Here is a 26,918-nt window from a genome sequence, read left to right as displayed (position 1 = left end):
ACTCATGATAAATCTAGCCGTTGTCACTGTTTAAAATGGTCATTTTACTATAGCACTATTTAGAGTTTATCAGCGGGCACTGATTGGTGCCGTCGCAGAACGAACAGACTCTACAATATGTGAAGTATGACAAGCTTATAAAAGGATTGATTTATGGATACCGCCCTATTGCTATCCGGCGTGGTTGGGCTCGGCATTGCCGCCCAATGGTTGGCTTGGTATTTAAAGCAGCCGTCCATTCTATTTTTATTATTGATCGGCATTATTGTTGGGCCGATACTCGGTATATTTGATCCCGATTTGGTTTTAGGCGAGCTGATGTTCCCTTTTATCTCTTTGGGTGTCGCCATCATCTTATTTGAAGGGTCACTAACCTTAGAGTTCGATGAAATCAAACAGCACGGTACTGTCGTACAGATGCTGGTATCGGTTGGGGTAGTGATTACCATCGCCATCGTGGCGCTATCGACGTATCTATTATTCGACGTCGATCCCTTGATTGCACTGCTATTCGGTGCGTTGGTCTGTGTGACTGGGCCAACGGTGATTATGCCGCTACTGCGTAGTGTGCGCCCCAACAAAACCATCTCCAATATCCTAAAGTGGGAAGGCATCATCATCGATCCCATCGGTGCGATTGCGGTGGTCTTGATTTATGAGTACATCATCTCTGGCGGTGAAGCCAGTAGTATCCTGCTGTTTGCCAAGATTGTTGTACTAGCCTCAGCCATTGGTATGGCTGGTGCGTGGGCGCTTGCATTCTTAATGCGCCGCAATATGATTCCTGAATTCTTGCGTAATGTCTTTACGCTGGCCTTTGTATTATTGCTGTTTTCGATATCGAACCATTTGGAGCACGAATCAGGTCTCTTAACCGTTACTGTGATGGGCGTTGCCTTAGCCAACTGGCCCAAGTTCCCGCGTGATACGATTTTGGAGTTCAATGAATCACTAACCATTTTACTGATTTCGGTGTTGTTTATTATCCTTGCTGCTCGGGTGGAGCTTGCAGACTTAATGAGCGTTGGCGTTGCAGGTTTGGTATTACTCGCCATCGTTATGTTTGTAGCGCGTCCATTGTCTGTTTGGGCATCTGCCATTGGCTCGAACTTAAAAACCAATGAAAAGCTGATGATCAGCTGGATTGGCCCGCGTGGTATCGTTGCCGCCGCCATCTCTTCTCTGTTCGCGATTCGCTTGCAAGAGTACGATATTCAAGGCGTTGAGTTGCTAGTACCTTTGGTGTTTATGGTGATCATCGGTACGGTCATGATTCAAGGTTTGGGCGCAAAAATGGTGGCCAACTTTCTGGGTGTCCGTGAGCCTGAGACCAATGGTATCTTAGTCGTCGGCTCAAACCCTGTCGCCCTCATGGTTGCGACATCTTTAAAAGATCATGGCTTCGATGTCGTTATCGCCCACAACAACTACACCAACATCGCAAAAGCGCGTATGAGCGGTCTGCGTACCTACTTTGGTAATCCCGTCTCTGACCACGCTGACCACCATCTCGACTTAATCGGCATCGGTCACCTATTTGCCATGAGTATAGATAAAGAATTGAACACGCTCTCTGAGATTCATTATCGACATGAGTTTGGTGAACAAAAAATATTCCGTCTCAAATTCAGCGACGAAAAAGCCAAAAGTGAGCGCGATACCAAGCAGGCAAACTTCCACTCGCAGTGGCTGTTCGGTAAAGATGTCACTTATACCAAGCTTGCCAGTATGCTCTCCAAAAAGGCTAAAATTAAGATTACTAATATCACAGACAGCTACAGCTTTGAGCAGTACAAGGCGGACAATAAGCAGTTTGTCCCATTGTATACATTGGATAAAGAAGGTCATCTGAATGTCTTTACCGACAAGTTTGATGGTACAGTGCCACGTGATCGCAAGCTGGTCGCGCTGGTCGTTGAAGACGAGGTGCAACCAAAGACGGTAGATGTCACCGCCAAGCAAGAGCAAGCAAGGGCGCTTGCGGATGCAAGTTTCGAAGCCAAGTCAAAAGCACCTGAAAAGCGTAAAGAAAAAGAGCTCAGCGCACCGTTAGCAAACGAGATGTCGCAAGATGATACGGCAAAGGCAGGTAGCTCAGCTGAAGCAAAAACAGAGGACAAAGCTGCAGAGCCAGCTAAAGCAAATGAGTCAGCTATCGCTGCCGTGTCTACAGCCAAGCCTGCCAGTGCAGAAGCGAAAAGCTCAGAGCCAAAAAGCCCTGCTGCAAAAAAATCTGACTACAAAGCGTCTAGCTCTGTTGCTCAGATAAAAGCCAATGCCCAAGGCAGTGGCAGCGCACCCAAGAACAAAAAAGGCGCGCTGGATCCAAAACGTCTACCTGACACAGACAGAAACACAGAAGCTAATAACACAGCTACTACTAAGTCAGATTCGGCTAATGATGTAGAGAAGTAGCACCAGCTTTTTATTCTAATTCAATAGCGAAAACCCCAGTTCAACTTTGAGCTGGGGTTTTTATCATTAGGGCGTTTGGCTGATTTGATAACACGCCCTAGCAAAATTTGCTACCATGTATTTTTTAGGTTTTATGATTTAGATTTGATGAGTCCATTCTAAATCATAAAACTGGCATACTCTATGCCACGTGCTGTTGGTATTAATTTCCCTTGCGTGCTGTGCCTACGCCGACAGAGGCTGCGAGAAGTTAATACCAGCAGCACTGTAGCTAGTTTACAGTGTGTTAACTATAGTCAAGTATCGTTATTCAGGTGATGGAATTATGGCAAAAAATGCCCTACAAGCTCAACTGCTAAAAGCGGGATTGGTGGATAGCAAAAAAGCCAAGAAACTCAGCAAACAGTCTCAGCATGCCAAGCGTACTGGCGATGCAGAAAATATCGAAGCAAAAAAAGCGTTGGCAGAAGCACAAGCCAAACAAAGAGAAAAAGACCAGCTGCTCAATCAGGAAAGACAACGCGCTTTAGAAGAAAAAACACTCACTGCCAATATCATTCAAATGATTAAGCAGCATCAGATAACTGAAACCCAAGGCGAGGTGACTTATCAGTTCGTTGATGACGCTAAAATCAAAAAAATCTATATCACTCAAAAGCTATATGATCAGGTAGTGGCTGGCCATGTGGTGATTGCACGACTGGAGGAAGGCTACGCCCTACTTCCGCGTCCATTGGCAGATCGTATCAATGAAAAGCAAGAAGGCTTTATCGTGGTGTCCAACGACACCGCAGATAGTGAGCTGGCAGATGACGATCCTTACGCCGCTTATGTGATTCCAGATGACTTGATGTGGTAACTGCTGACGAATCAGCTTATATCAAGCTGACTCGTGACGACCTGCCATATACGGGCGCTGACCTCATCGGCAGTGCCTGACGCCTCGATACGGTGAATACGCTCAGGATGCTCAGCAGCCAGCGCGCTAAACCCTGCATAGACACGATTAAAAAAGTCCGTCGCCTGCTGCTCGAAGCGATCGGCAGCGCTGCGCTTACCTGCACGCGCCATACCCTCTAACACTGGCAGATCAAGCCATAGTGTCAGCTCTGGCATCTGCGGTATAAACTGCGCAATTAATGTCTCTATCTTTATCAATGCCACAGGATCAGCATGCGCACGCGCAAAGCCCTGATAAGCGATGGTCGAATCCGTAAAACGGTCACATATCACCCAAGTACCGCGCTGCAATGCAGGCAAGATGACTTGCTGTAAATGGTCGCAACGTGCCGCAAACATCAGCAGTAGCTCAGTATCATCATTGATATCAGTCGCAGGATCTAACAAGATGGCGCGTAGACGCTCAGCGAAGGGACTGCCACCTGGCTCACGTGTGCGTAGGTAGTCGATACCAGCCGCTTGCAAGCGGGCACACAGCTGCTCGATAGCGGTGGTTTTGCCCACGCCTTCGGTACCTTCAAAACTGATAAAACGACCCTTGTTTGGGTGATTACTCATATTATTACCTAAAATCTACTCTGGCGGGGTTTGTGCTTTCTTTTCACGCATCACCTTGAGGTACTCTTGTACCGCTCGGTTATGATCCGCTAAGTTGTTGGTAAATTTGTGCCCACCTGTACCGGTCGCCACAAAGTATAGCGCATCACTGTCTGCTGGATGCAGTGTGGCTTCGATAGAAGCCGCCGACGGTAGCGCAATCGGTGTTGGCGGTAGGCCGTCGATTTGATAAGTGTTATAAGCCGTTTTTTCGTCGATGTCTTTGCGGCGAATATTGCCATCATAGCGACTGCCCATACCATAAATGATGGTCGGATCGGTCTGCATGCGCATGCCCTTGGTGAAGCGGTTGGTAAATACTGCTGATACCAAGGGACGCTCTTCAGGGATGCTGGTTTCTTTTTCGATAATAGAGGCCATGATGAGCGCTTCATAAGGCGTTTTGTATGGTAGGTCTGGCGCACGGTTTTCCCATGCATCGGTAAGCGCTTGCTGCTGACGCTTATACAGATCGGTCAGTACCTGCTTATCACTGGCACCTTCGCCATAATAATAGGTATCAGGGGCAAACCAACCTTCTAGATTGTATTGCACGATAGGATCGCTATGAGACGTCACCGAGTCTGGCAAGATATCCACCAAGTCTAGCGCCTGCGCGATACTGGCATTACTCGCATCGCCGCTGTCTGTGATCAGCACTTCTTTTTTGATGCCGGGGTTGTCACGTAAGGTTTGATACAACTCGTTTACGCTTCTACCCTCGATGATTTGTACTTTGACCATAGCAACTTTTGCACCCTGCCCTAGGATGTGCAAAACCTCGGCGATGGTTGGATTGGCAGGCAGTTGATAAATACCCGCATGCAATGGCGCATCTACTTGCGATTTGATATAAATCTTGGCAACGGTACTCGAAAACAGTGGGATTTGTTGCTGCCACTGCGGTAGCAATCCATAATAGGTATCACCCTGCTCGATGGTCACCTTCTGCTCTGGCTGCTCGATGCGTCCAAATAAAGTCTGATAGACCATCACCAATAAAAACGCAGCAATCAAACCCAGTACCAATAAGATCTGATAGCCGCGCTGCATAAAAAACGATGGATTGTCTTTTTTGTACTTGCGTGGTTTACTTTGGCTACTGATTAAGGAGATGTCAGTGGCTAGCGCTTTGTCTTCTTCGCTCTCGTCAGTAGCTACTGGTGCTTGCTCATCAGCCATTACTGGCTCTGAGTCTAGGCCATCAGTCGGCTCATTAGGAGCATCGGCTTTATCACTAGCCTGCTTTTTATTAGGCTCATCAGAAGGGGTATCGGGTGTTGGCTTGCTCATGACAACTCACAGGGCAGAGGTTTGCTAGAATTTAGCACTGAACCGTGCGCTTTTCAATGTTATTTGCTTAGTCTTCCCCAATTAGTCTTTAAACGACGTGCTAGTATTGATGACCGCAACTTTCACATCACAGCTTAGCCTATCCATTCACCCATGTATCACTGTCAAAACGACTGACTCTTATGAACTTAAACTTTAATCAAGCACTCGCTGCTAACTATCGCTCACCTTCTCAAATCATTCGGATACTGAGTGAGGCGTGGGTAAAAGACAATGGCTATTGCCCTAATTGTAGCACCCAGCCTTTATCTGAATTTAGCAATAATCAACCTGTCGCTGATTTTTATTGTGCAAATTGTGCCGAACAATACGAGCTAAAAAGTAAAAAAGCCAAATTAAGTAATATTATTAACGATGGCGCTTATGCCACTATGATGCAGCGCATCAAGAGTGATGATAACCCAAGCTTTTTCTTTTTGACTTATTCAGCACAACTAAGCGTTAACAACTTTTTAATTATCCCTAAGCATTTCTTCAAACCCGATATGATTATCAAACGTAACCCGCTACCAGCAACGGCGCGGCGTGCTGGTTGGGTCGGCTGCAATATTGACCTGCGCCAAGTTCCCGAATCTGGAAAAGTATTTTTGGTGAAAAATCAACAGGTCATCCCGAAAGACAACGTCCAACAACAATATCAAAAAACGCTATTTTTACGCGAGCAATCACAGCAGACACGGGGCTGGACATTAGATGTTTGGCAATGTATTGATAAGCTTGATAGTAAGTTTACCCTCAATCAGGTTTACAGCTTTGCGGATGAGCTACAACTTAAACATCCTGAAAACCAACATATTCATGCCAAAATTCGTCAACAGCTACAGGTGTTACGTGATAAGGGTATTATTGAGTTTGTGGCGCGTGGTCGTTATCGAAAACTAAGCTAATCTTACTATCTCGAATTTAAGAAGTAAGAAAGTTTCTATTTTTCAAACTACAGTCACTTTAAGCGACCATAACCAAATATGATTAATTTGTATCACTTCTAACTCGTTAATTTTCAATAGTAATCTAGCATGTTCAAGCGTAAGCGTAGTAGCATCTTGCCAACCAATGACTTTGATTAACTGTGCCAAATCTTTATTTTTAACAGCTGTTGAAGACAAAAAATCTGATTCAAAATAAAGGTCATTCTGAATCAGTAGCCAAGACTCTTGTAGCCATAAAAAGTCGTTCACTTCTCCTAATGGGCATTCAAATGCTATGTAATTTTCTTTAGGATTACCCATTTCATCTATTTCCTCCCACCAATGCTTGGTTGATAGCTCACAAGGCGTAATACTATCGTCCTCTTTAAACTCCTTACCATCATAACGCACAGGACAATTAGAGAATATGTCAATTTTTTGATATAGCTGAGTCAAATTTTTTGTATGCAGCAAATAAGAGGTTTGGACATCACACACTATAGGATTTATTCGCATTAACAATCACCTTTTTACTTAATTATTTAAAAGGCGATCATTGATCATTTCACCGCATGACACAAGCTTAGTTAACAAAAGACGATCACTTCTCCGAGTTCCTTTTGCTAGGATCACCAGCACAATATCTAGAAAAAAAGTGAGCACAGCTATGACAAAGACAGAAGACTTAAAGACCTATCAAATAGAAATTGTCGAGACGATGAGTAGTATCTTGGAAGTTACGGCTGAAGATGAGCAAGACACACTGTTAAAAGCGCAAGAGAGATATCGCAATGAAGAAGTTGTTTTGTACCCAGATGATTTTATAGATACTAAATTTAATATTTTTGATGTGAAATAAGCGACTAATTAAACTCAACCACCTGCCCAGACAGCAAAGTAAGTTCAGATACTGGCATCACCCCGCGCAGCGCATTACAAAAGAACAAACCGCGTAAGCTTGGCAAATCCTCATCACTTAATGAACGCATGATCACCGGTGTTTCCGTATTGGCAAACGCATCAATGATGACTTGGCGCTGTACGCCCGTCACCCCTGACTGTGTCAGTGGCGGTGTATACCACTGCCCTGATAACAGATAATCGGTCGCCCTATTGTCGCTATCAGCCATACCTGCTTGCGCTTGCGACTTGTCAGCGACTGGCGACCCTGAGAACTGAGAGGAGAGCTGATAAAAGACATTGCTCATCGTGCCCTCGACCCAGTAGCCCATCATATCGCGTACCAAGCCTTCACCGATAGTTGGCTTAGTTGCTTTGACCTGCTGGAGCTCACCACTGGCGAGCACACTATCGAGACGATTTAGGCTTTTTAGACCTGATAGCGGTGGCGGTAGACAGCTAAACTGCGCGGTCAGACAGGTTGCTGACATCATAGGCTGCATCAGCACAGTGCGCCCATCTGGCAATTGTGCTTTCATAGCGGTATCAATCGGCATAGCAACTGATTTTAGCCAGACTTCACAGCCACTGCCCGCTACATCAGGCGCAAAGCCATAACCACGCACAGACTGTGCTACCCGAGTCACGACAACTTTCATCATACCTTGCTGTAGCTGTTGCGCATGCGCTTGTAGGATGACCATTAACTTTTGGCTATCAAGCGTCAGTTGTAGGGCCTGAGCGTGCGAGATAAGGCGCTGATAATGATAGTCTTGCCACACTATCGCGCCATCGATGACAGCGATAGTACTAAAGAATCCATCACCATAAGCCAGCCCGCGATTGTCTGGCGTTATTGGCGCTTTTTTTACTGTAGTATCTTTTACAGTCTCTACGATATTATGCGCAGAAGTATTGATAGCATCATCCACAGAGCCTGGCTGCGGATGAGGAGATAAACGTTGCCAATCGCTAGCCGCTGCTGTCATGCTTAGCTGGCGTCCGCTTGTTGCTCGCCTGACTTATTCAGTACCAGCATGCAGCTATAAAACTCACACTTAGCCAGCTCTACTTTTTGCCCGCCGATGGTTTTGTTTTTGATGATTTGGCCACCAAGCATCTCGGCGATTAATTTACCGCCATCAACGCCCATTAGCTGCTGCGCTAGCTGATACGATTTCTTCGCATGGGCTTTACTCAGCTCTTTTTCTTTATCAGAGTCAGTAGGATTGGCATAGTACCAACCAAGCTCAAGGTACTTTTCGGAGTCGATCAAGTCTAAATAAGGCGCATCCGTGTCCATAAAGCGATATTTGGTAGCAGGGTTACTGGCATAGTCCAAGCTGTTTTCATCATTGCTAACCACCTTGCCATAAGCGGGTTTGATTTTATCCAGCTCATGGATGCTCACGGATTTGTCGCTACTGTTACCCCATGATGCCACATCATACTTGACCGGAGTGCCTTGCTCGACAGTGGCTCCGTCCATATCTGTATCTGGCGTCGGACTTGACTGTACGGTCTCTGCCGCGGGTGCGTTGTCGCTATTGGTATCAGGTTCGACATCTTTTTGAGAGCCATTACAAGCGCTCATTGACAATCCAGCTGCCATCATTATGCTGACCACAAAGGTCTGTAGGGTGTTATTCCACATGGGCAATTCACTCACATTTTTAGGGTCTTAGAGTTCTATTAAAAGTTAGATTAACCAGCAACCAAACTAGGGCGTGTACGCAGGCTAACTCAGTAGGCTGTATAAAGAGATCATGCAATAACTGCGCCAATGACAAACCCAGCGCCACTCACCATGACCAACCATGCTCTGTTGTTATTCTATCGTTGATATGACCTAACGATGATACACCGATATCCGCTGCATCATTATAGGGTCAAGACCACAGTTTACCCAACTGCCCAGTGCTTGACTAGCCTTTACGTTACATAGAAGAGTCGCAGAGAGCACAGATTTGTTAAAGACCTTGTTATCCCCTATGATAAGTAAGTTTTGATTGATTTTTCCTACCCTTTCTTTCTATCATCAACTTATCACCAATGGCCAGTAGAGCACTTATGACCCAGCATTTTATCGTTATTGGCAACCCGATTGCCCACAGTAAATCTCCTGAGATTCATCAAGTATTCGCAGCGCAAGCGGGTATCGATATTGACTATCAGCGCCAGTACTGCCCTGATGATGCCGCTAGCTTTACAGCGGTGATTGAAGCATTTTTTCATGGCGGCGGTGTCGGTGCCAATGTGACCGTACCCTTCAAGCAAGTGGCTTATGATTGCTGCGCGGCTCGTGGCGGCTTGTCTGAGCATGCCAAAGTCGCTGGTGCCGTCAATACGCTGCTGTTAAACAAAACCCTGCTACAGAGTGGCGTGCCTACTGCAGAGGCGCTATACGGTGATAATACCGACGGTCAAGGTCTGGTCAATCATATGACCAGTCTGGGCTGGCCTCTCACGCAAGCTCGCGTTGCCATCATTGGTGCTGGTGGTGCTGCCCGCGGCGTGGTCTTGCCGCTTATCGAAGCAGGCGTCAAGCAGCTGACCATTGCCAACCGCACTTTGACAAAGGCAGAGACCTTGGTTACAGAGCTGAGCGCCGCCAGTCGCACCATTGCTGAGCATAATATCCAGACCTGCGCCACCACCGAGTTAACGGGACAGTTTGACCTGATTATCAATGCCACTTCTATCGGGCTGTCAGGCGATACCTTGCCACTGGCTGAGGAGTTAAATTGCCATTACGCCTATGACATGATGTACGGACGCACGCTGCCATTTTTGCAGCACTTTGAGGCGCGCGCTGCGCAGATATCAGACGGCTACGGCATGCTGATTGGGCAAGCGGCATTGAGTTTTGAGCGTTGGACGGGTCACACAATCGATGTGGCATTAGCCACCGAGACTTTAAAACAATAGTCGTAAACTAGGGTGTGCCATCAATTAGATTATGAGGGTAAAAATATAAATGCTTTAATTAGTGACATGCCCTAGGCCAGACGGATAAGTAACCATTCTTCAAAACGCTGTAAGGGTGCACGCAGCTTGGCTGAATGTATGACTAAGCCGCCACTGAGACCCACCATACAGCCGATAGTGGTATCGAGCATACGCACGCGGATGACTTCCTGTACACCGAACTGCGCAAGCGATACCGTGCTGCCGTACTCCGCTATAAAGATGGTCAGGGGAGTGACAAATATCACTGCCAATCCATAATGGCGATCGACCAACGCCTCAATACAGAGCATCAGTAGTAGTATCGCCACGGCCACTCCCCACATTGAAAGATTCCAAGACATCATCCAACCCGCCAGCCCCATCCCAACTAACGTACCCAGCAAACGATGGAGCTGTTTGATCCATATCGTGCGCATCTGGATGCCCTGAATGATGATAAAACAACTGACCGCTGCCCAGTATGGATAAGGCATCTCAAGCATCATGGCGATAAACAATGCCAAGCTCACAAACCCAGCCACGATGAGACTCTCCGTCAGAGTATCAGGCTGATATTGATAAGTTGGCGTAGGCTTGGAGGGACGCGTTGCTAACAAAAACAGCGTATATAGCGATGCCATAAACATCGCAAAACCACTGCCTAGCATCACAAGCCCTGTCGATGACATCACTTCATCCAGAGTGACAGGTATGAATAACGCAATGGCACCAGCCATCATCACAAACAGCCCAGCTGGCGGCGACTGACGATAATAACGACCGAAGATAACCACGCCAAACGCTATCAACGAAAACACGGGCAATCTGAGTATCGGAATTTGTTGAGCGATAAGCCCAAGCGCAAAACACAGCGTCATCGCAAACCCCCACGCCATCACTGTCACCAACCGATAAGGCAAAGAGCCCGCCAAAGGCAAATTCAAAATAATCATCGCCCCCAAGGACGCTTTGATACCTGCAGGCAGCGCACCGAAATAGGCACCAACAAACACGGGAAAGCTAATGGCGATAGCAGCAATAATTGGCATATGCCATGGCCGACGGCTCCTGTTAACGGTTAGCAAGTGATCAAGTTCGCCATGGATGAGATACTTGATATAAACAAGCAACTGCTTAATCCATTGTTTTCGCTTTGCGATGTGCCCTGATACGGCCATAAATCTTAATCCCAGTGAAATAAATCAATCTCTATCTACGCTATATTACCAAGTCTTGGCTTACTAACTATAATTATAAGTAATATCTTATAGTGTTAAACATGAATTTTAGTTATATATAGTATATTTGTCTGCACATAACATTTATACTGAGATTAAGTTCCAACCCTTTTTATAAATGAAGTAGTTCTTAACTGCACTCTTAATAAATAAGCAGTACTTAACAAACACCATTCTTAACATCCATCCTATTACATCGTAGATTTCGGCTAATAAACGAGCTGATACGAATCAACCAAAGAGACCAACTATGTTAACTTACAAAGCGCCTTTGCGTGACATCAAATTTTTGATAAATGACGTTTTTGACTATCAAACCCATTATAAAGATTTAGATAATGGCGAAAATGCTGATCCTGAAACAGTCGATATGATTTTGCAGGGTATGGCTGACTTCGCTGAAAACGTCTTGTCTCCTATTTATCAGCCTGCTGACGAAGAAGGCTGTCATTTCGAAAATGGCGTTGTGACCACACCGAAAGGCTTTAAAGAAGCGTATGACCAGTTTGTAGAAGGTGGCTGGCAAGGTATCTCGTACCCTGAAGAGTACGGCGGTATGAACTTACCAATGTCATTGAACCTAATCAAAGCAGAAATCATCGGTACTGCCAACTGGCCATGGGCGATGTATCCAGGCCTATCAACGGGCTGTATCAATACCATGATGCAGTACGGTACGGATGAGCAAAAACAGACTTATTTGCATAAATTGGTTGAAGGCTCATGGTCTGGCACCATGTGTCTAACCGAACCACAGTGTGGTACGGATTTGGGTCAGGTTAAGTCAAAAGCCATTCCACAAGAAGACGGTAGTTACAAGCTCAGCGGTACCAAAATCTTTATCTCAAGTGGTGAGCATGATTTAACAGAAAACATCATCCATATCGTCCTAGCACGCCTACCAGATGCACCAGGTGGCACGCGCGGCATTTCACTATTTATCGTACCAAAGTTCTTACCCAACGCTGAAGGCGAGATTGGCGAGCGCAATGGTGTGAGCTGTGGCTCTATCGAGCACAAAATGGGCATCAGCTCATCATCGACTTGCGTCCTAAACTTCGATGAAGCCACCGCTTATCTGATTGGTGATCCAAACAGAGGTCTAAAAGCGATGTTCACCTTTATGAACACTGCTCGTCTCGGTACTGGTATTCAGGGTCTTGCGCATACTGAGCTGTCATTCCAAAACGCCCTGCCATATGCCAAAGAGCGCCGCTCTATGCGCGCATTATCAGGCACCAAAGATCCTGAAAAAGTAGCAGATGCCATCATTCACCATGCTGACGTACGTCGTATGCTATTGACGCAAAAAGCCTTTGCGGAAGGCGGTCGCTCAATGATTTATCACGCTGCGCGCTATGCAGACAAGATGTCACAAGGTATCGCGAATGGTGATGATGCAGAGTTTGAGAAGTGGGATGACAAGCTTGGTTTTTATACCCCTATCCTAAAAGGCTTCTTAACTGAGCTGGGTATCGAAGCGGCTAAGCATGGTCAGCAAGTTTACGGTGGTCATGGTTATATCAAAGAATGGGGCATGGAGCTTATCGCTCGTGATGCTCGTATCGCCACTATGTATGAAGGTACGACTGGTATCCAAGCGCTTGATTTATTGGGTCGTAAAGTGATCCTACAGTCAAAAGGTAAAATCATTCGCGATTACACCTCAAGCATCATGAAGTGGTGTGGCGAATACGCTCTTGATAAAGACATGCGTAAATTCGTGTGGGCATTGACCAAGCTGTGTGCCGAATGGAACACCCTGACCGTACGCTTGATGCTGATGGCACGTAAAGACCGTGAAATCATCTCAGCGGCCTCAGACGACTATCTGATGTACTCAGGCTACGTAATGATGGGCTATCATTGGGCACGTATGGCGGCAGTCGCTTATGAAAAACTAGAAGAAGGCGGCGTAGAAGCACCAGAGTTTTATGAGGCTAAGATTCAAACCGCTGAGTTCTACTTTGATAAGCTGTTGCCACGCACCTCAGGTCATGCGGAAGCCATGGTCGCACCAAGCGAGAGCATGATGAACATGCCTATCGATAGCTTTGCCTTTCTAGACTAAGCCTTATCAAACAATATCAAAATTAAGTCAATAATCAAAAAGCGCCCAATACATTGGGCGCTTTTTTGTTGTTTCTCATTTTAGGCACGCTCTATAGTCTGTTGGACTCTCAATTATTAGGACTGACTATACTCAGCATTTTCTTTTTATAAACGGCACTAATCTCTTCGACTTCGGCGCATATTTGCAAAGCTGCGCGTCCTGACTGCTCTTCGGCCAAAGCCTCTTCTATCGTGGTCACCAAAAGCTCAGCCAATTGATTGCGCGCCACAATATCACGCCCTGTCATCAGTTTTAGGTGCGCATAAATGAAGCCATGCTCCTGCTCATCATCTTCGACACCGACTAAAAAGGTATCCACTGGTAGTATACGTGCTTTGATATCAGTAGGTTTACCAAAGTGACCACTATCCCACAGCGCTTTATTTAACGCTTTAAGTAAGGACTCTTCGTGAGCGATACTGACATTGGGCGTCGCTTGAATGGTTAAATGCGGCATAGGTATTTCCTTATAATATATTGAATGAAAAAAACACTTTATTGATAGCAGAAAGCTTAGCACGTTTGGCTACTTATTATAGTTGTTCAAATAGTCGCTCCCCATTACTAAACCCTAGCCATCGGCAATGTCAGCAAAGCAAGCGCTCAGCGTTTCTGCCAACTGCATCGGTGGTAGCTCAATCTCTAACCCGCGACGCCCAGCACTGACATAAATGCTCGTATGCGGCTGTGCCGAGCTGTCTATGACTGTTACTAGGCGCTTCTTCTGCCCCAACGGACTGACACCGCCCAGCACATAGCCTGTGCTGCGTTCAACCTGTTTGGGATCTGCCATCTGTACTTTTTTGCAGGACAGCAATTTATTAGAAGACAGGGCTTTCGCCATTTTTTTAAAATTTAAGGTCGTATCGACTGGCAGAATTGCAACAGCGAGCTTGCCAGTATCAGTCTCTACCACTAAGGTCTTGAAGATTTGTGCCGCTGCGACCTCTAGCTTTTCAGCAGCTTCTAACCCAAAAGAGACGGCATTACTATCATGCGTGTATTCATGCAACTTGTAATCAAGACGGCGCTGTTTGGCAATGTTAATAGCAGGAGTCATATAATCAGTCCTAAATAATAGCGGTACAAATATTATAACCCGCGACTGGGGTAGATGAACGTTATGAGATGCCGTGGCAGACATGCAGCAGATATATTTTACGCAAAAATCTTGCACCGTGGTAATAGAGTTACGCACAGAATCATGGCAACTTTGTCTAAGGATAACTTTATAATATATTCAGCAGAGATACAGACACCATATATCGCTTTATGCACTTTTATGGCATCATAAGGCCATTACATTTACATAGCATGACTTTTTATTATGATACCCAACCGCTTAAAAAACAAACTCTTAAAAAAACGAAAAGCCAAAACATCAGTGCTCTCAGATGCCAAAAAAGCGCCTACTGCTAATACCTCAGTAGCCACGCCTTATAACAGCACTCCGATCAATCAGCTATACCGCAAACTATCAGGAAAAACACTGAATGTGGCGGTCAAAGCCAAGCTATTAGGTGAGTTGCCGGTACTGAATGAAGACGACCAGACACTGACTTTTTATGTACTGCAGGACTATTCACGCTCCAACAGTATTTTGATTGACTTGCAAACGCAGGAATATCAGCTGCCGCCTGCTCTGGTAGATGTAAAAGACAGTGCGCATGATATTGATGAAAGTGCAGCCATTATATTTTTGCATCATCCCAAAGCCAAAGAGCGTAAGTTATCACCGCGCTTATCACGCCTAGTCGCTGCCAGTCTGCAACACCCAGATCTCAAGATACGTTTGATACCTGTATCCATCCTGTGGGGACGCGCGCCAGAAAAAGAAGACTCCTTGCTCAAGCTACTCATGACCGATAACTGGCAAGATCCTAGCATCACCAAGCAGTTATTTAATATCGGAGTAATGGGCCGTGACACCTTTGTGCAATTCCATGCACCCAAAGACTTGCGCACTCTTATTAATAATAATCTAAATACCAATTTAGATATTTCTGATTTAGATGAGCTGAGTGCATTTGATAGCGCAGCAAGCTCTGATAATACCGTAGCGTCAGTATCTAGCAATACGTTAGTAGCAACCACGGATGCCAATCGCGAATTGATACGCGCATTGCAGCAGCAGCTCAATGTTTATCTCGATAAGCAGCGCACGACTATGCTCGGACCTGACTTATCAGATCGACGCAACTTGGTAGATAAGCTGATCTACTCGCCAGCCATCAAGCATGCGACAGAGATTGAAGCGCAAGAAAAAGGCATCACCGTTCGTGAGGCGCGTAACCTCGCTAGAGGCTATGCCAACGAGATGGTCAATGACTACTCGCATCCTATTATTCGTGTCTTTGACAGGTTTTTGACTTGGTTATGGACGCAATTATATGATGGCGTAGAAGTCCATCATTTTGAGCGTGTACGTGAGGTTGCAGCCGATCATGAGATTATTTATGTGCCCTGCCATCGCAGTCATGTTGACTATCTGTTGCTGTCCTACGTCATTTATAAGCGTGGTCTGAGCATTCCTTATGTCGCAGCGGGTGATAACTTAGATGTGCCTGTCCTAGGACCTTTATTGCGCAGTGCGGTCGCTTTCTATATTCGTCGTAGCTTCCGTGGTAATGCGCTCTATACTGCCGTATTACGCGAATATATGCATACGCTCATTACTCGCAATACACCGATTGAGTACTTTGTTGAAGGCGGTCGCTCACGCTCAGGGCGTCTACTACCACCGAAGATGGGTATGCTGGCCATGACGGTACACAGTCAGCTACGTCACACCAATAAGCCAGTCGTGTTTATCCCGACCTATATTGGTTATGAGCGTATTATGGAGGGTGGCACTTATATTGGTGAGTTAAAAGGCAAACCAAAAGAGTCAGAATCTGTCCTTGCGCTCCTCAAGGTCAGTCGCAAGATTGAACGCATCTTTGGTAATGTGCATTTAAGCTTTGGTACTCCGCTGCATCTGAGCGAATTTATGAAAAAGTTCGATGTCGCCGCTGACAGCCTACCTGCTGATCGTACCGATACCCCATTGGGCGAAAACGCCAATGCCATGGTTGATAATATCGGCGTAAAAATCATGCAGCATATCAATAAAGCTGCCGTCATCAACCCCGTATCGCTATTGTCATTAGTACTTCTATCAGCGCCAAAAGCAGCACTTGATGAAGATATTTGCCGTCAGCAAATTGCCTTATATCAAGGTATCGCCCGTAAGATGCCTTACTCTGATGATACGGTCATTACGGATATGAATCCGCAGCAAATCATTAATTATGGTATCAAGCTCAAGCTTATCGAGCGTACGCCGCATATTTTAGGCGATATTATTCAAGTCGCTGGTAAGCAAGCGGCATTGCTCAGCTACTTCCGTAATAACATTTTGCATGTGTTTATTTTATTGTCATTCTTAGCCGCTCTCGTCGCACGCAATGGCCGTATCAAACGCAGTCGTCTTGATGACATCGTCATTCAGATGTATCCATTCTTACAAAGTGAGCTGTTCTTATACTATCCCTCACACGGTCTAATGGATGTCCTCGATCAAAAAGTTGACAACCTCATTGCCCATAACTTAATCGTCGATTTGGGCAATGGTATGCTCAGTGTCCCTGACGCCAATAGCAACTGCTATCAACAGCTTCAGGTACTAGCAGCCCCTGTCGAGCAAAGTCTTGAGCGTTACTTTATGACGCTTGCGCTACTCGCGCAGCAAGGCTCTGGCAACTTAACTGAGGACGAGGTGGTCGATCTATGTCATCTGCTCGGTCAGCGTTTGTCTGTGCTGTATGCCGATGACATCCCAGACTTCTTTGATCGCTCACTATTCACCAGCTTTGTGAACGCGCTGATTCGTCTCAACTATCTACAAAAAGACGAAGAAACAGGGGTACTAACATTTGATCATCGTATCAACGATATTGCCAGTCATGCCAAATATGTACTGAGCCCAGATATGATGCAAATCTTGCAGCAAGTCGCCAGTTTAGATGACAAAGAAATCGCCCATGCTATTACTGAGATTAGTAATAAAAAACAGCGTAAGTTTGGGCGCAAGCGTTAATTAAGACAAAGTAACTTAGGTTCTGGCTCAAAAAAAAACCTCTAATATTTTAGAGGTCTTTTTTTTGTTAAATGAAACAAACTGAGTAGCTATAGTCAAGGAATTTTAAAATCGCTACAAGGCGATCGACCGCAGATAGTACACTGAGTACCTCTAGGGCGAGCAACACCGTAGCGGTTTAAAAGTACTCCGACTATATCTTAGCCAGTAATCTTCTTGTACTTCATGCGCTTAGGACCTGCGTCATCACCCATGGTCTTTTTACGATACGCTTCGTACTCAGAGTAGTTACCGTCATACCATACTGGACCTTCTGGCTCAAAGGCTAGGATATGAGTGGCGATACGGTCAAGGAACCAACGGTCATGCGAGACAACCAATACAGTGCCTGGGAATACCTGTATCGCATCTTCAAGCGCACGCAAAGTCTCTACGTCCAAGTCGTTCGATGGCTCATCCAGTAAGATAACGTTCGCACCTTGCTTTAGAGTCTTTGCCAACTGCAGACGGTTACGCTCACCCCCTGATAGATTACCGACCAGCTTCTGCTGATCTGAACCTTTGAAGTTAAAGCGGCCAATATAAGCACGACTTGGCGTTTCGTAGTCTCCAACTTTGATGATATCTAAGCCGTCAGAAACTTCTTCCCATACAGTCTTATCATTATCTAAGTTGTCACGCACCTGACCAACATAAGCGACGCTGACGCTTTCTCCCAGATCAACCGAACCGGTATCTGGAGTATCTTTGCCCGTCATCATATTGAATAGCGTGGTTTTACCCGCGCCGTTTGGACCGATGATACCGACGATGGCAGCTGGCGGTACATTAAAGCTTAGGTTTTCATAAAGCAGACGATCACCAAAGGATTTTGAAATGTTATTTACCTCAATGACCTTGTTACCCAAACGTGGACCAGGCGGAATGTAAATCTCCGAGGTTTCGTTACGCTGCTGGAACTCTTTTGAGTTAAGCTCTTCAAAGCGCTGGATACGAGATTTAGACTTCGCTTGCTGACCTTTCTGGTTTTTACGGATCCAATCCAGCTCTTTTTTCAGCGCTTTTGCAAATGACTCTTCTTGCTTATTCTGATCTTCTAAGCGTTTGTTCTTTTGCTCTAGCCATTCAGTATAGTTACCTTCATAAGGATAGCCATAACCACGGTCAAGCTCCAAAATCCACTCAGCGACGTTGTCTAAGAAGTATCTATCATGCGTAATCGCGACAATAGTACCGCTGAAGTTCTTCAAGAATAGCTCCAACCAAGCGACAGATTCAGCATCTAAATGGTTAGTTGGCTCGTCAAGCAATAGCATATCTGGACGCGATAATAATAAGCGGCACAGAGCAACACGGCGCTTTTCGCCACCAGACAGCTTACTAACTTCTGCATCCCAAGGTGGTAGACGTAGTGCATCAGCGGCTTTTTCTAGCTGCGTATTTAAGTTGTGCGCATCCCAAGCTTGGATGATGTCTTCCATCTTACCCTGCTCTTCAGCAAGCTTATCGAAGTCTGCGTCAGGATCTGCGTATTCTGCATAGATTTCATCAAGGCGCGCTAAGGCATCTAGGGCTTCACGCATACCGTCTTCAACGTTGCCGCGCACGTCTTTGCTGTCGTCTAATTGTGGTTCCTGCGGCAAATAGCCAATTTTGGTACCTGGTTGTGCACGTGCTTCGCCACTGTACTCAGTGTCCACGCCAGCCATGATACGTAGCAGGGTTGACTTACCTGCACCGTTGATACCCAAAACCCCGATCTTCGCACCAGGGAAGAATGACAAGCTGATATCCTTCAGGATTTCACGCTTTGGTGGAACAAGTTTTGACACCTTGTTCATCGTATAAATATATTGTGCCATTGACACTCCGATAGACTACATAAACGAGACCAGCAAGCCGCTTAGCAAAAACGCTAATAATGCAATGTTGCTGCTAATGGGCCGTTGTCTCAAAATAAGGATTGTAAATTACCCGCCATTATCGCATTGTGGCGCATACCCTGCAAGCTGACAGGCAGGTTTATGGCTTGTTTTAGCTGTTTTGTCACAAAGCTAAGCCGCTTTCAGCTAAAGTCAAAAAAACAGTAACATTTAGCCTATTTATTCTTACTAGAAGCAACGGTAAGCCACTGGTAACCAAAGCGATAAAGGCTCATAATAGAAAGTGTAATAACAGTAAAATAAAAAAGTACTGAAGACAATAAAAACATAAAGACGGAGTTTTACTATGAGCAACCAAGCAAGCTCACTAGATTTAGATATTATCCATAATGAGCAAGCCAAGCGTTTTGAAACCATGGTCGAAGATCAGATGGGTTATATCAGTTATCAAGAGCGTGGCGACACCCTGGTCTATGATCATACCATCGTGCCACAAGCCCTTGGTGGACGCGGAATCGGCTCAAAACTGGTCAAGCATGCACTTGACTATGCCCAAGAGCATAACAAAAAAGTCGTGCCGCAGTGCTCATTTGTGTCTGTCTATATTGACAAGCATCCTGAGTATCAGGATCTGCTATAACCCAGTTAAATAATAGCTTAATATGGTACATATCCTAAAAAATGTTTTAATCACCTCATCACTAGCACATAATAGCTAGAGCTTAATAATAAGGGATATTGATATGAGTAGCTTATCTGACAAACAAGTAAATCTACAGCTAGAAGAGCTCGCTGGTTGGCAGCGCGAAGGCGATAGTATCGTCAAAACCTACCACTTTAGCGACTTCATCGAAGCCATGAGTTTTATGAATCAAGCGGCTTTTTATGCTGAAGCACTTGAGCACCATCCTGAATGGCGCAATGTCTACAACGTCGTGGAAGTACGCCTAACATCACATGATACTGGCGGGATTACTAGCCATGATATCCGTTTGGCCAAACGCATGGAACACATCATCCAGCCCAAAACTTTCTAGGCTTTCTAAACCAGACTCTCTAAACTTAGCAAAGTAAAGCAAGTAACGTTCTCAGCAGCTTATACAGCAAATCTTTTAAGGTATAACTAAAAAACGTCCTGCAAGAGGACGTTTTCTGTAGAGCTTGAGAGTTTTATTCTTAATATCGGCCTTATTACATTTTGCGACCGATAAAGGCGACAATAAACAAGATTACTGCGACTACTAAGAAAATATATGCCAAGTTAGAAGACAGTCCAGCGACACCGCCGAATCCTAAAAAACTTGCCAACAATGCGATGACTGCAAAAATGATTGCCCAGCGAAACATAATTACTCTCCTTAATTATAAAAGCATTTGGTTGTAAAACGCGAAACAGAGATTGATTCTGATAGTCCTTTAACAGCTGCTCCTTTCACATCCCGCTACGTCTACTTATTATTAATGCTTATTGTTTTTGGTTATATGACCCTATAGGTCGTGATAATAGATTAGCAATTGTTTTCGGAGTAATACGTTCAGTTTGGTAATCATCAGGCTATGTTGTGTAAGCTTTGTAGTAGTCTTACCTTATTTGTATCAAGTTTGAGAGGTTTTGAGTATTACTGAGTTTCAAAATTCATCGTTGGCTTTGCATCGACAGCTGAAACCCTTATGCTGAGATGTTTGCTTATAATCCATTGAAAATAAAACAGTTATATAAATTCAAACACAAACTAAATAAAGGAAATTATTTATGGTAAACGATATGGTAAATGATACAGATAACCAACATGACACTTCAAAACGCCCCTATGCCGTCGTTTTATACGGTGCAACTAGCTTTGTCGGTCAAATCACCGCTCACTATCTGGCGCAGTTTTTATCCAATAAAAAATCTACTGACGATTCAGAAAAATCTGCGGTTACTTGGGCGATAGCGGGTCGCGATAAAGAAAAACTTGAGAAGTTACAATCAGAGCTTAGTAAAGCTCAGAACAATGAAGAAACTGATAAGAAAGTAGATATTATCATTGCCAATAGCGACGATGACACTAGTCTCGATGAGATGACCAAGCAAACACAAGTCATTATCTCAACCGTAGGCCCTTATCTCAAATATGGTGAGCCACTGATCAAGTCTTGTGTCAATAATGGTACGGATTATGTCGATCTCACTGGTGAGGCCATTTTTATCAAGGATATGATGGATAAATACCAAGCAAAGGCCCAGCAAACTGGCGCTCGTATCGTCAACTCGTGTGGCTTTGACTCCATTCCTTCAGATTTAGGCGTCTACTTCACCCAGCAGCAAGCTGAAACCAAGTTTAATCAACAGTGTGACGTTATTCATATGCGCGTAAAAGCGGCTAAGGGCGGGCTATCTGGTGGTACCATCGCTTCTATGGCGACTATCTTTGAAGAAGTTGGTAAGGATAAAGCGCGCCGTAAGCAAGTCGCCAACCCTTACTTGCTAAACGATGATACAGATGCCCCCAATGTGCGCCAAGACAACATCAGCAAACCAGAATATGATAGTGAGCATGAGCGCTGGTTGGCACCTTTTGTAATGGCCAGTATCAATACGCGTATCGTTCATCGTAGTAACCAACTCCTTGGTTACGAATATGGTCGCGATTTCAAATACGACGAAGCGATGTGGATGAAAGATGGTATCAAAGGTCAACTATCAAGTTACGCAATGAGCGCAGGTTTACTTGGCTTTGCCACAGCGATGATGATTAAACCAAGCCGTGAGTTATTATCTAAGCATGTGCTGCCAAAATCAGGCTCTGGCCCTTCTAAGTCTGAGCAAGAAAACGGCTATTTTGATATTCGCTTCTTTGGCGAAACTTCCGAAAAAGACAGCATCAGCACCAAAGTTACAGGTGACAAAGACCCAGGCTACGGCAGTACGTCACGTATGCTGGCACAATCAGCTCTATGCTTGGCTCAAGATGTGACCAAGGCAGAAGTTGCAGGTGGGTTTTGGACGCCAGCATCTGCGATGGGTAACAAACTCCTCACTCGTTTAGAAGATCATGCTGGTCTCAGCTTTGAAGTAGTCTAAAACAAAGCTTAACCTCAATGCTTGGATGCTTGGACATCGATGAATAATAGTAACTGATAATTAATACTACCGTTAAAGGCCGTACTCTAACTAAAGAGTGCGGCCTTTTTTAGGTCTTTCAAAATATTAGATACTAAAATAAAAAATACCACAATAAATAAATGCTCAAGATTGTTATAGTCGATCCACTATAAAATAAATACAGTACTACTGGGATAAATTTTATGCAGCATCGAACAGTGACGGAGTCGCACAGCAAGCAAAGAAAAATTTATACCAGTAGCACGCTGTAAAAGCTGTACTCTTTTTATTTAGGACTCACTATAGATCTTGACATCGTATCACTCAAGTAAACAAAGTTACTGGTTTCTAGCTTTTTGGTATATGCCCCTGCATCGCTCAAAGGATAGATTTTTTGATAAAAACCGTTTCTCTTATTTATTATCCTGTCATTTTTCAGTCGCCGACTAAGCTTTGATAACGTTACAAGCACCTGTTTTAAAAAAGTAGTTTAAAAATAGAAGCTAAGAGCATCGCTGCAGACATTGCATAATGTCACATGTAAACATCAAGCTGTGACTTTATTAAACAGCTTACTACTGAAACAACAGCATCACAGCTGTTACTTTCACGTTTAAATATTGTGGTTCAGATAATCAAACATTCAGCCCTTTATTTTGCATCGATCATGATAGCTATCACAGCGGTTATCATGATTTTATTTTGCTTATCGGCGGTATGTTAAAAATACTAAACATATATATCGTGAAATATGAATGGTTTCGTATGAGTCGTTTTGTGTTACTCAAACTTTTTATACGAAGTTTTTCATGGATAAAGCCGACTTAGCAATTGCTAAAAGTGCAGCTGCTAAAAGTCACCAAGATACAAACTTGGCTTCAGTGCTTGCTCAAGATATGTTGAAAGTTCTTTATCTGAGCACTGAAACTAGGACACTGAAAACCAGCTACTGTAGATAAACAACTTAAGGAATCAACTCATGAAAAACCGTACTTTACCTTTATCATTACTGATGGGCGCCGCTCTAGCTATTCCGAGTCTAGCAATGGCTGACACAAGCAATCTTGATGAGGTGACAGACGTCACGCCAGCTGACATGCGTACGATGCCAGTTGATAATACGCTAGAGGCCGACGTTGAAGGCCCTGACGGAGAGCTACTTGCGACGCAACCTGGCGCTATCGAGACCAATGAGTCTGAAGCGGTTGCTATCGCTGAAATGGATGACGAAGCGGATGCTGACATGGCTACTGCTGAAGTCAATGTAGAAGCTGCTGCTGCTGACGATGCTGATATGGTAGAAGCAGAAGCTTTGCAACCAGCACAGAATACGCAAGCTTTGAATATGCAGCATAGTGAGGCTAACTATCAGCCATTGATCACTGGTGAAAACGCTACTGACGAGCAAGCCGCAGATACCGCTATTACGCTGCAAGAAAAGAAAAAAGACCCACGCGGTGAGCTGCTTGCTACCCAGCCTGCAGAAATCGAAGCAAATGAGAGTCGTCGCATTACTGTACGCTAGACGATTTTGAATCTATCAGTAATTAAAAGCTTTCAGTAAATATCGTAAACATAAAAAGGCAGCCGAATGGCTGCCTTTTTATGTGGTGCTAAATGCTAAATGGCGGTTACTTCTTGGTTTTGGTCACGCCTGCTTCTTGTAATAATGCCCCAAGCGTACCAATTTTGGTAGGTGCCTCAGCCTTGTTAGGCTTTGATGCTTTATTACGGTTATTCGCTGGGTTATTATTCTTATCACTTCTGTCCTGAGGACGTTTGCCACGTGGCTTTGCAGGGCGTTTATCACCCTCAGCAGCTGGGCGACTACTGCGCGGGCGACTGGGCTTCTCATCAGCAGATCGGGCAGGCTTTTCGCCTTCTGGTTTCATACTAAAGCCGATACGACCACGTTTTTCATCGATAGAGATGACACGTACTGAGACGATGTCGCCTGGTTTAACGCGGTTCATCGGATCAGCGACAAAGTCATTGGCCATCTGCGAGATATGCACTAAGCCGTCTTGATGCACACCGACATCAACGAAACAACCAAAGGCGGTGACGTTGGTCACGACGCCTTCAAGCTGCATGCCTTCCTCTAAGTCTTTAATGCTATTGACGTCTTCACGGAAATTAGCGGTTTTGAACTCAGGACGTGGATCGCGTGCTGGCTTGGCCAGCTCTTCGATGATGGCTTTGACACTGATATTGTCATCATTTGCAGCGAGCGCAGTCGTATCGATGCTATTTAGCACACCATCATTACCGAGCACTTCTGGCAATGCTTTACCGGTTTGCGCCAGTAAGCTGTCGACTAGCTCATAGCTTTCTGGATGCACACCAGTGGCATCAAGGGGATTGCTACCATCATGGATACGTAAGAAGCCTGCTGCTTGCTCAAAGGTCTTAGCACCCAAGCGCGGAACGTTTTTGAGCGCCTCGCGGCTATCAAATGCACCATGCTCTTTACGATAAGTGACGATTTGCTGCGCGACGTTGCGATTCAGACCAGCAATGTGGGCTAGGATAGCAGGGCTTGCCGTATTGACATCAACGCCAACAGCATTCACGCTGTCTTGCGTGACTTTATCAAGGCTATCTGCCAATTGGCTTTGGTTGACATCGTGCTGATATTGGCCTACACCAATGGCTTTTGGATCGACTTTCACCAACTCTGATAGCGGATCTTGTAGACGGCGGGCAATAGAGACCGCGCCGCGTACCGAGACATCAAGGTTGGCAAGCTCATCACTGGCAAGCTCACTGGCAGAATAAACTGACGCGCCCGATTCATTGACGATCACCGCTTTGGCTTTTAGCTCAGTATTGGCAGCCAAAATCTCTTTTATCATAGCATCTGTTTCACGGCTAGCAGTACCATTGCCGATAGCAACCAAATCAACGTCATAAGTGCTTAACAGCTCATCAATGACTTTTTTGGCCTCAATCATCTTATTGTCAGGGGCAAATGGATAGACAGTTGCTACCACAGGCTTGTCTTCACTGTCTAGCGCGACATGGCCTTGGGCATCAACGATTGCCATTTTGACGCCATGACGGATACCAGGATCGACACCTAAGATTACTTTGCGGCCAGCAGGCGCTGCCATCAATAAATGCTGTAAGTTGTTGGCAAACACATCGATCGCATCCGCTTCTGCCGTCAGACGCTTCTCAGTCAGCAAGCGATGCTCGATATGCGGACGCCATTTATCTTTCCACAGGCTATTCGCTGCTTCGGTCAAAAACTCACGGCGCTCGGCAGGCGCTTTGGCATCAACATTGAAATGATGAATGATTTTTTCGATAAAGGGTGCGTCTTCGCCTTCAATTTTTAGACCTAAGACGTTTTCTTGACGACCACGCAGCATCGCAAGCAAGCGATGATTGGGCAGGCGCGCTAGGCTTTCGCTATGCTCAAAGTAATCTTTGAATTTCTCGCCCACTTCACGCTTTTCGTCACTGGCAACAGCAGATACGATACTCGCTGTTTTGGCAAAGCCACTACGCAGGCCATCAAGCAGGTCGAGCGCTTGTGTCCATTCATCGACGATGATGGCTTGTACGCCAGCCAGTTGCTTGTCGAGATCACTGAAGTCCACTTCAATCTCATTGCCATTATCGTCAGAGATGCTAGACGGTGCTTGATAGTCAGCCAAGGCTTCTGTTGGAGTCACCTCTTGCGTCAACAGCGCTTGCGCTGCCGCATCAAGGCCTGCAGCACGTGCTTTGGCAGCTGGTGAGCGGCGACGCGGACGGTACGGCAAGTAGATGTCTTCAAGCTCAAGCTTAGATGTCGCATTATCGATGCGCGTCTGTAGCTCGTCGGTGAGATTGCCCTGCGTGCTAAGCAGCTCAGTAATTTTGAGACGACGGGTTGCCATGTCGCGCTCATAATTGAGAGACTTCTCTAAAGCACGCAGCTGCGCATCATCGAGATTCTGGGTTTTTTCTTTGCGGTAACGCGCAATAAACGGGACCGTCGCCCCTTCATCGTATAGTTTGACAAACGCATTGACTTGAGCAGTCTTAATGCCAAGCGCGCGAGCAAGCTTGTCGTGAATATTCGCGTGGGTGGTTGCATCTAGGCTCTGAGCTTTTGTCGAGGCCTGAGAAGACGTTTGGGTATCAGTGCTACTCATATACGTATCAATCGTTGAGAAATGTAGTTTTGCATTATAGCAAAAGCTGGATGAATAAAAATCCTTTTTATACTTTCGTTATTTATCAGGGTTTTTATCGCTCAAATCGCCCTATACCAGCACCTCTGTATGTATGTTAAACAAACGCATACAGCATTTGTGTGCATGAGTGATGCAATTAGTGACACAATCTTATACACTAAAGCAGTAATATTGTAAATATTGACAACCAACCAGCTATTGCACAAAAGTTGTGACTGCCCTATATAATTAAATGATTGCTTATAAATG

General features: G+C 45.2%; 22 protein-coding genes. 11 read left to right on the top strand and 11 right to left on the bottom strand.

Going from position 1 to position 26,918, the window contains the following annotated elements; all coding sequences use genetic code 11:
- Positions 1–153 precede the first annotated feature (153 nt).
- Together JMX03_RS01140 and JMX03_RS01135 are read left to right on the top strand one after the other, a co-directional pair.
- Positions 154–2,415 carry a cation:proton antiporter domain-containing protein gene (locus JMX03_RS01140; protein ID WP_201593905.1) on the top strand — a complete coding sequence of 754 codons (2,262 nt, stop codon included), beginning with the start codon at positions 154–156 and terminating at the stop codon, positions 2,413–2,415.
- Positions 2,416–2,740: 325 nt separating this feature from the next.
- Positions 2,741–3,274, top strand: a complete 534-nt coding sequence (locus JMX03_RS01135) for a DUF2058 domain-containing protein (protein WP_201576088.1) — start codon at positions 2,741–2,743, stop codon at positions 3,272–3,274.
- An 11-nt stretch (positions 3,275–3,285) separates the two neighbouring features.
- On the opposite strand, the gene tmk is transcribed toward JMX03_RS01135, so the two are convergent.
- Complete coding sequence (gene tmk / locus JMX03_RS01130; RefSeq protein ID WP_201593904.1) at positions 3,286–3,933, bottom strand: dTMP kinase; 648 nt, start codon at positions 3,931–3,933, stop codon at positions 3,286–3,288.
- Between the two features lie 15 nt (positions 3,934–3,948).
- Positions 3,949–5,265: an endolytic transglycosylase MltG gene (mltG, locus tag JMX03_RS01125; RefSeq protein WP_201593903.1), complete on the bottom strand. Its 1,317-nt coding sequence runs from the start codon at positions 5,263–5,265 to the stop codon at positions 3,949–3,951.
- Positions 5,266–5,447: 182 nt separating this feature from the next.
- Here mltG and JMX03_RS01120 point away from each other — a divergent pair, with 182 nt between their 5' ends.
- Entirely contained in the window at positions 5,448–6,212 is a 765-nt protein-coding gene (locus tag JMX03_RS01120; RefSeq protein ID WP_201593902.1) for a DpnI domain-containing protein, read from the top strand.
- Positions 6,213–6,254: 42 nt separating this feature from the next.
- Here the strand turns inward: JMX03_RS01120 and JMX03_RS01115 are convergent, their stop codons facing one another.
- Positions 6,255–6,749, bottom strand: coding sequence for a hypothetical protein (locus tag JMX03_RS01115; RefSeq protein WP_201593901.1), 495 nt, complete (start codon positions 6,747–6,749; stop codon positions 6,255–6,257).
- Between the two features lie 151 nt (positions 6,750–6,900).
- On the opposite strand from JMX03_RS01115, the gene JMX03_RS01110 reads away from it, so the two are divergent.
- Complete coding sequence (locus JMX03_RS01110; protein WP_201593900.1) at positions 6,901–7,092, top strand: DpnD/PcfM family protein; 192 nt, start codon at positions 6,901–6,903, stop codon at positions 7,090–7,092.
- Between the two features lie 4 nt (positions 7,093–7,096).
- Here JMX03_RS01110 and JMX03_RS01105 read toward each other — a convergent pair whose 3' ends face one another.
- Both JMX03_RS01105 and JMX03_RS01100 read right to left on the bottom strand, forming a co-directional pair.
- The gene (locus JMX03_RS01105) at positions 7,097–8,122 is read right to left on the bottom strand and encodes an aminotransferase class IV (protein WP_201593899.1); all 1,026 of its coding nucleotides are present in this window, start codon (positions 8,120–8,122) and stop codon (positions 7,097–7,099) included.
- 2 nt (positions 8,123–8,124) lie between these two features.
- Positions 8,125–8,787, bottom strand: coding sequence for a hypothetical protein (locus JMX03_RS01100; protein ID WP_201593898.1), 663 nt, complete (start codon positions 8,785–8,787; stop codon positions 8,125–8,127).
- Positions 8,788–9,203: 416 nt separating this feature from the next.
- Between JMX03_RS01100 and aroE the strand changes: the two genes are divergently transcribed.
- The gene (gene aroE, locus JMX03_RS01095; protein WP_201593897.1) at positions 9,204–10,061 is read left to right on the top strand and encodes a shikimate dehydrogenase; all 858 of its coding nucleotides are present in this window, start codon (positions 9,204–9,206) and stop codon (positions 10,059–10,061) included.
- Positions 10,062–10,132: 71 nt separating this feature from the next.
- Here aroE and JMX03_RS01090 read toward each other — a convergent pair whose 3' ends face one another.
- Positions 10,133–11,260 (bottom strand): FUSC family protein, encoded by a 1,128-nt coding sequence (locus JMX03_RS01090; RefSeq protein WP_201576101.1) that lies wholly within the window; start codon positions 11,258–11,260, stop codon positions 10,133–10,135.
- Between the two features lie 310 nt (positions 11,261–11,570).
- On the opposite strand from JMX03_RS01090, the gene JMX03_RS01085 reads away from it, so the two are divergent.
- Positions 11,571–13,391, top strand: a complete 1,821-nt coding sequence (locus JMX03_RS01085) for an acyl-CoA dehydrogenase C-terminal domain-containing protein (RefSeq protein ID WP_201593896.1) — start codon at positions 11,571–11,573, stop codon at positions 13,389–13,391.
- 109 nt (positions 13,392–13,500) lie between these two features.
- Here JMX03_RS01085 and JMX03_RS01080 read toward each other — a convergent pair whose 3' ends face one another.
- Complete coding sequence (locus JMX03_RS01080) at positions 13,501–13,890, bottom strand: 5-carboxymethyl-2-hydroxymuconate Delta-isomerase (RefSeq protein WP_201593895.1); 390 nt, start codon at positions 13,888–13,890, stop codon at positions 13,501–13,503.
- Positions 13,891–14,004: 114 nt separating this feature from the next.
- A complete protein-coding gene (gene ybaK, locus JMX03_RS01075; RefSeq protein WP_201593894.1) occupies positions 14,005–14,493 on the bottom strand; it encodes a Cys-tRNA(Pro) deacylase in 489 nt (162 codons plus the stop codon).
- Between the two features lie 267 nt (positions 14,494–14,760).
- On the opposite strand from ybaK, the gene plsB reads away from it, so the two are divergent.
- A complete protein-coding gene (plsB, locus tag JMX03_RS01070) occupies positions 14,761–17,511 on the top strand; it encodes a glycerol-3-phosphate 1-O-acyltransferase PlsB (RefSeq protein WP_201593893.1) in 2,751 nt (916 codons plus the stop codon).
- 200 nt (positions 17,512–17,711) lie between these two features.
- On the opposite strand, the gene ettA is transcribed toward plsB, so the two are convergent.
- Positions 17,712–19,373 (bottom strand): energy-dependent translational throttle protein EttA, encoded by a 1,662-nt coding sequence (gene ettA, locus JMX03_RS01065; RefSeq protein WP_201576111.1) that lies wholly within the window; start codon positions 19,371–19,373, stop codon positions 17,712–17,714.
- A gap of 367 nt (positions 19,374–19,740) precedes the next feature.
- On the opposite strand from ettA, the gene JMX03_RS01060 reads away from it, so the two are divergent.
- Positions 19,741–20,034 carry a GNAT family N-acetyltransferase gene (locus JMX03_RS01060; RefSeq protein WP_201593892.1) on the top strand — a complete coding sequence of 98 codons (294 nt, stop codon included), beginning with the start codon at positions 19,741–19,743 and terminating at the stop codon, positions 20,032–20,034.
- 103 nt (positions 20,035–20,137) lie between these two features.
- Entirely contained in the window at positions 20,138–20,431 is a 294-nt protein-coding gene (locus JMX03_RS01055; protein WP_201576116.1) for a 4a-hydroxytetrahydrobiopterin dehydratase, read from the top strand.
- A gap of 154 nt (positions 20,432–20,585) precedes the next feature.
- On the opposite strand, the gene JMX03_RS01050 is transcribed toward JMX03_RS01055, so the two are convergent.
- On the bottom strand, positions 20,586–20,741 hold the full coding sequence (locus tag JMX03_RS01050; RefSeq protein WP_201576118.1) for a DUF1328 domain-containing protein: 156 nt from the start codon (positions 20,739–20,741) through the stop codon (positions 20,586–20,588).
- 406 nt (positions 20,742–21,147) lie between these two features.
- On the opposite strand from JMX03_RS01050, the gene JMX03_RS01045 reads away from it, so the two are divergent.
- Both JMX03_RS01045 and JMX03_RS01040 read left to right on the top strand, forming a co-directional pair.
- Complete coding sequence (locus JMX03_RS01045; protein ID WP_201593891.1) at positions 21,148–22,461, top strand: saccharopine dehydrogenase family protein; 1,314 nt, start codon at positions 21,148–21,150, stop codon at positions 22,459–22,461.
- Between the two features lie 1,000 nt (positions 22,462–23,461).
- A complete protein-coding gene (locus JMX03_RS01040; RefSeq protein ID WP_201593890.1) occupies positions 23,462–24,007 on the top strand; it encodes a hypothetical protein in 546 nt (181 codons plus the stop codon).
- Between the two features lie 106 nt (positions 24,008–24,113).
- Here JMX03_RS01040 and JMX03_RS01035 read toward each other — a convergent pair whose 3' ends face one another.
- Positions 24,114–26,627 carry a Tex family protein gene (locus tag JMX03_RS01035; protein WP_227695090.1) on the bottom strand — a complete coding sequence of 838 codons (2,514 nt, stop codon included), beginning with the start codon at positions 26,625–26,627 and terminating at the stop codon, positions 24,114–24,116.
- Positions 26,628–26,918 lie beyond the last annotated feature (291 nt).

Source organism: Psychrobacter fulvigenes (assembly GCF_904846155.1).
Taxonomy (GTDB): domain Bacteria; phylum Pseudomonadota; class Gammaproteobacteria; order Pseudomonadales; family Moraxellaceae; genus Psychrobacter; species Psychrobacter fulvigenes.
The sequence above is the reverse complement of the archived record's forward strand: the minus strand, read 5'-3'. Positions and strand labels throughout refer to the sequence as shown.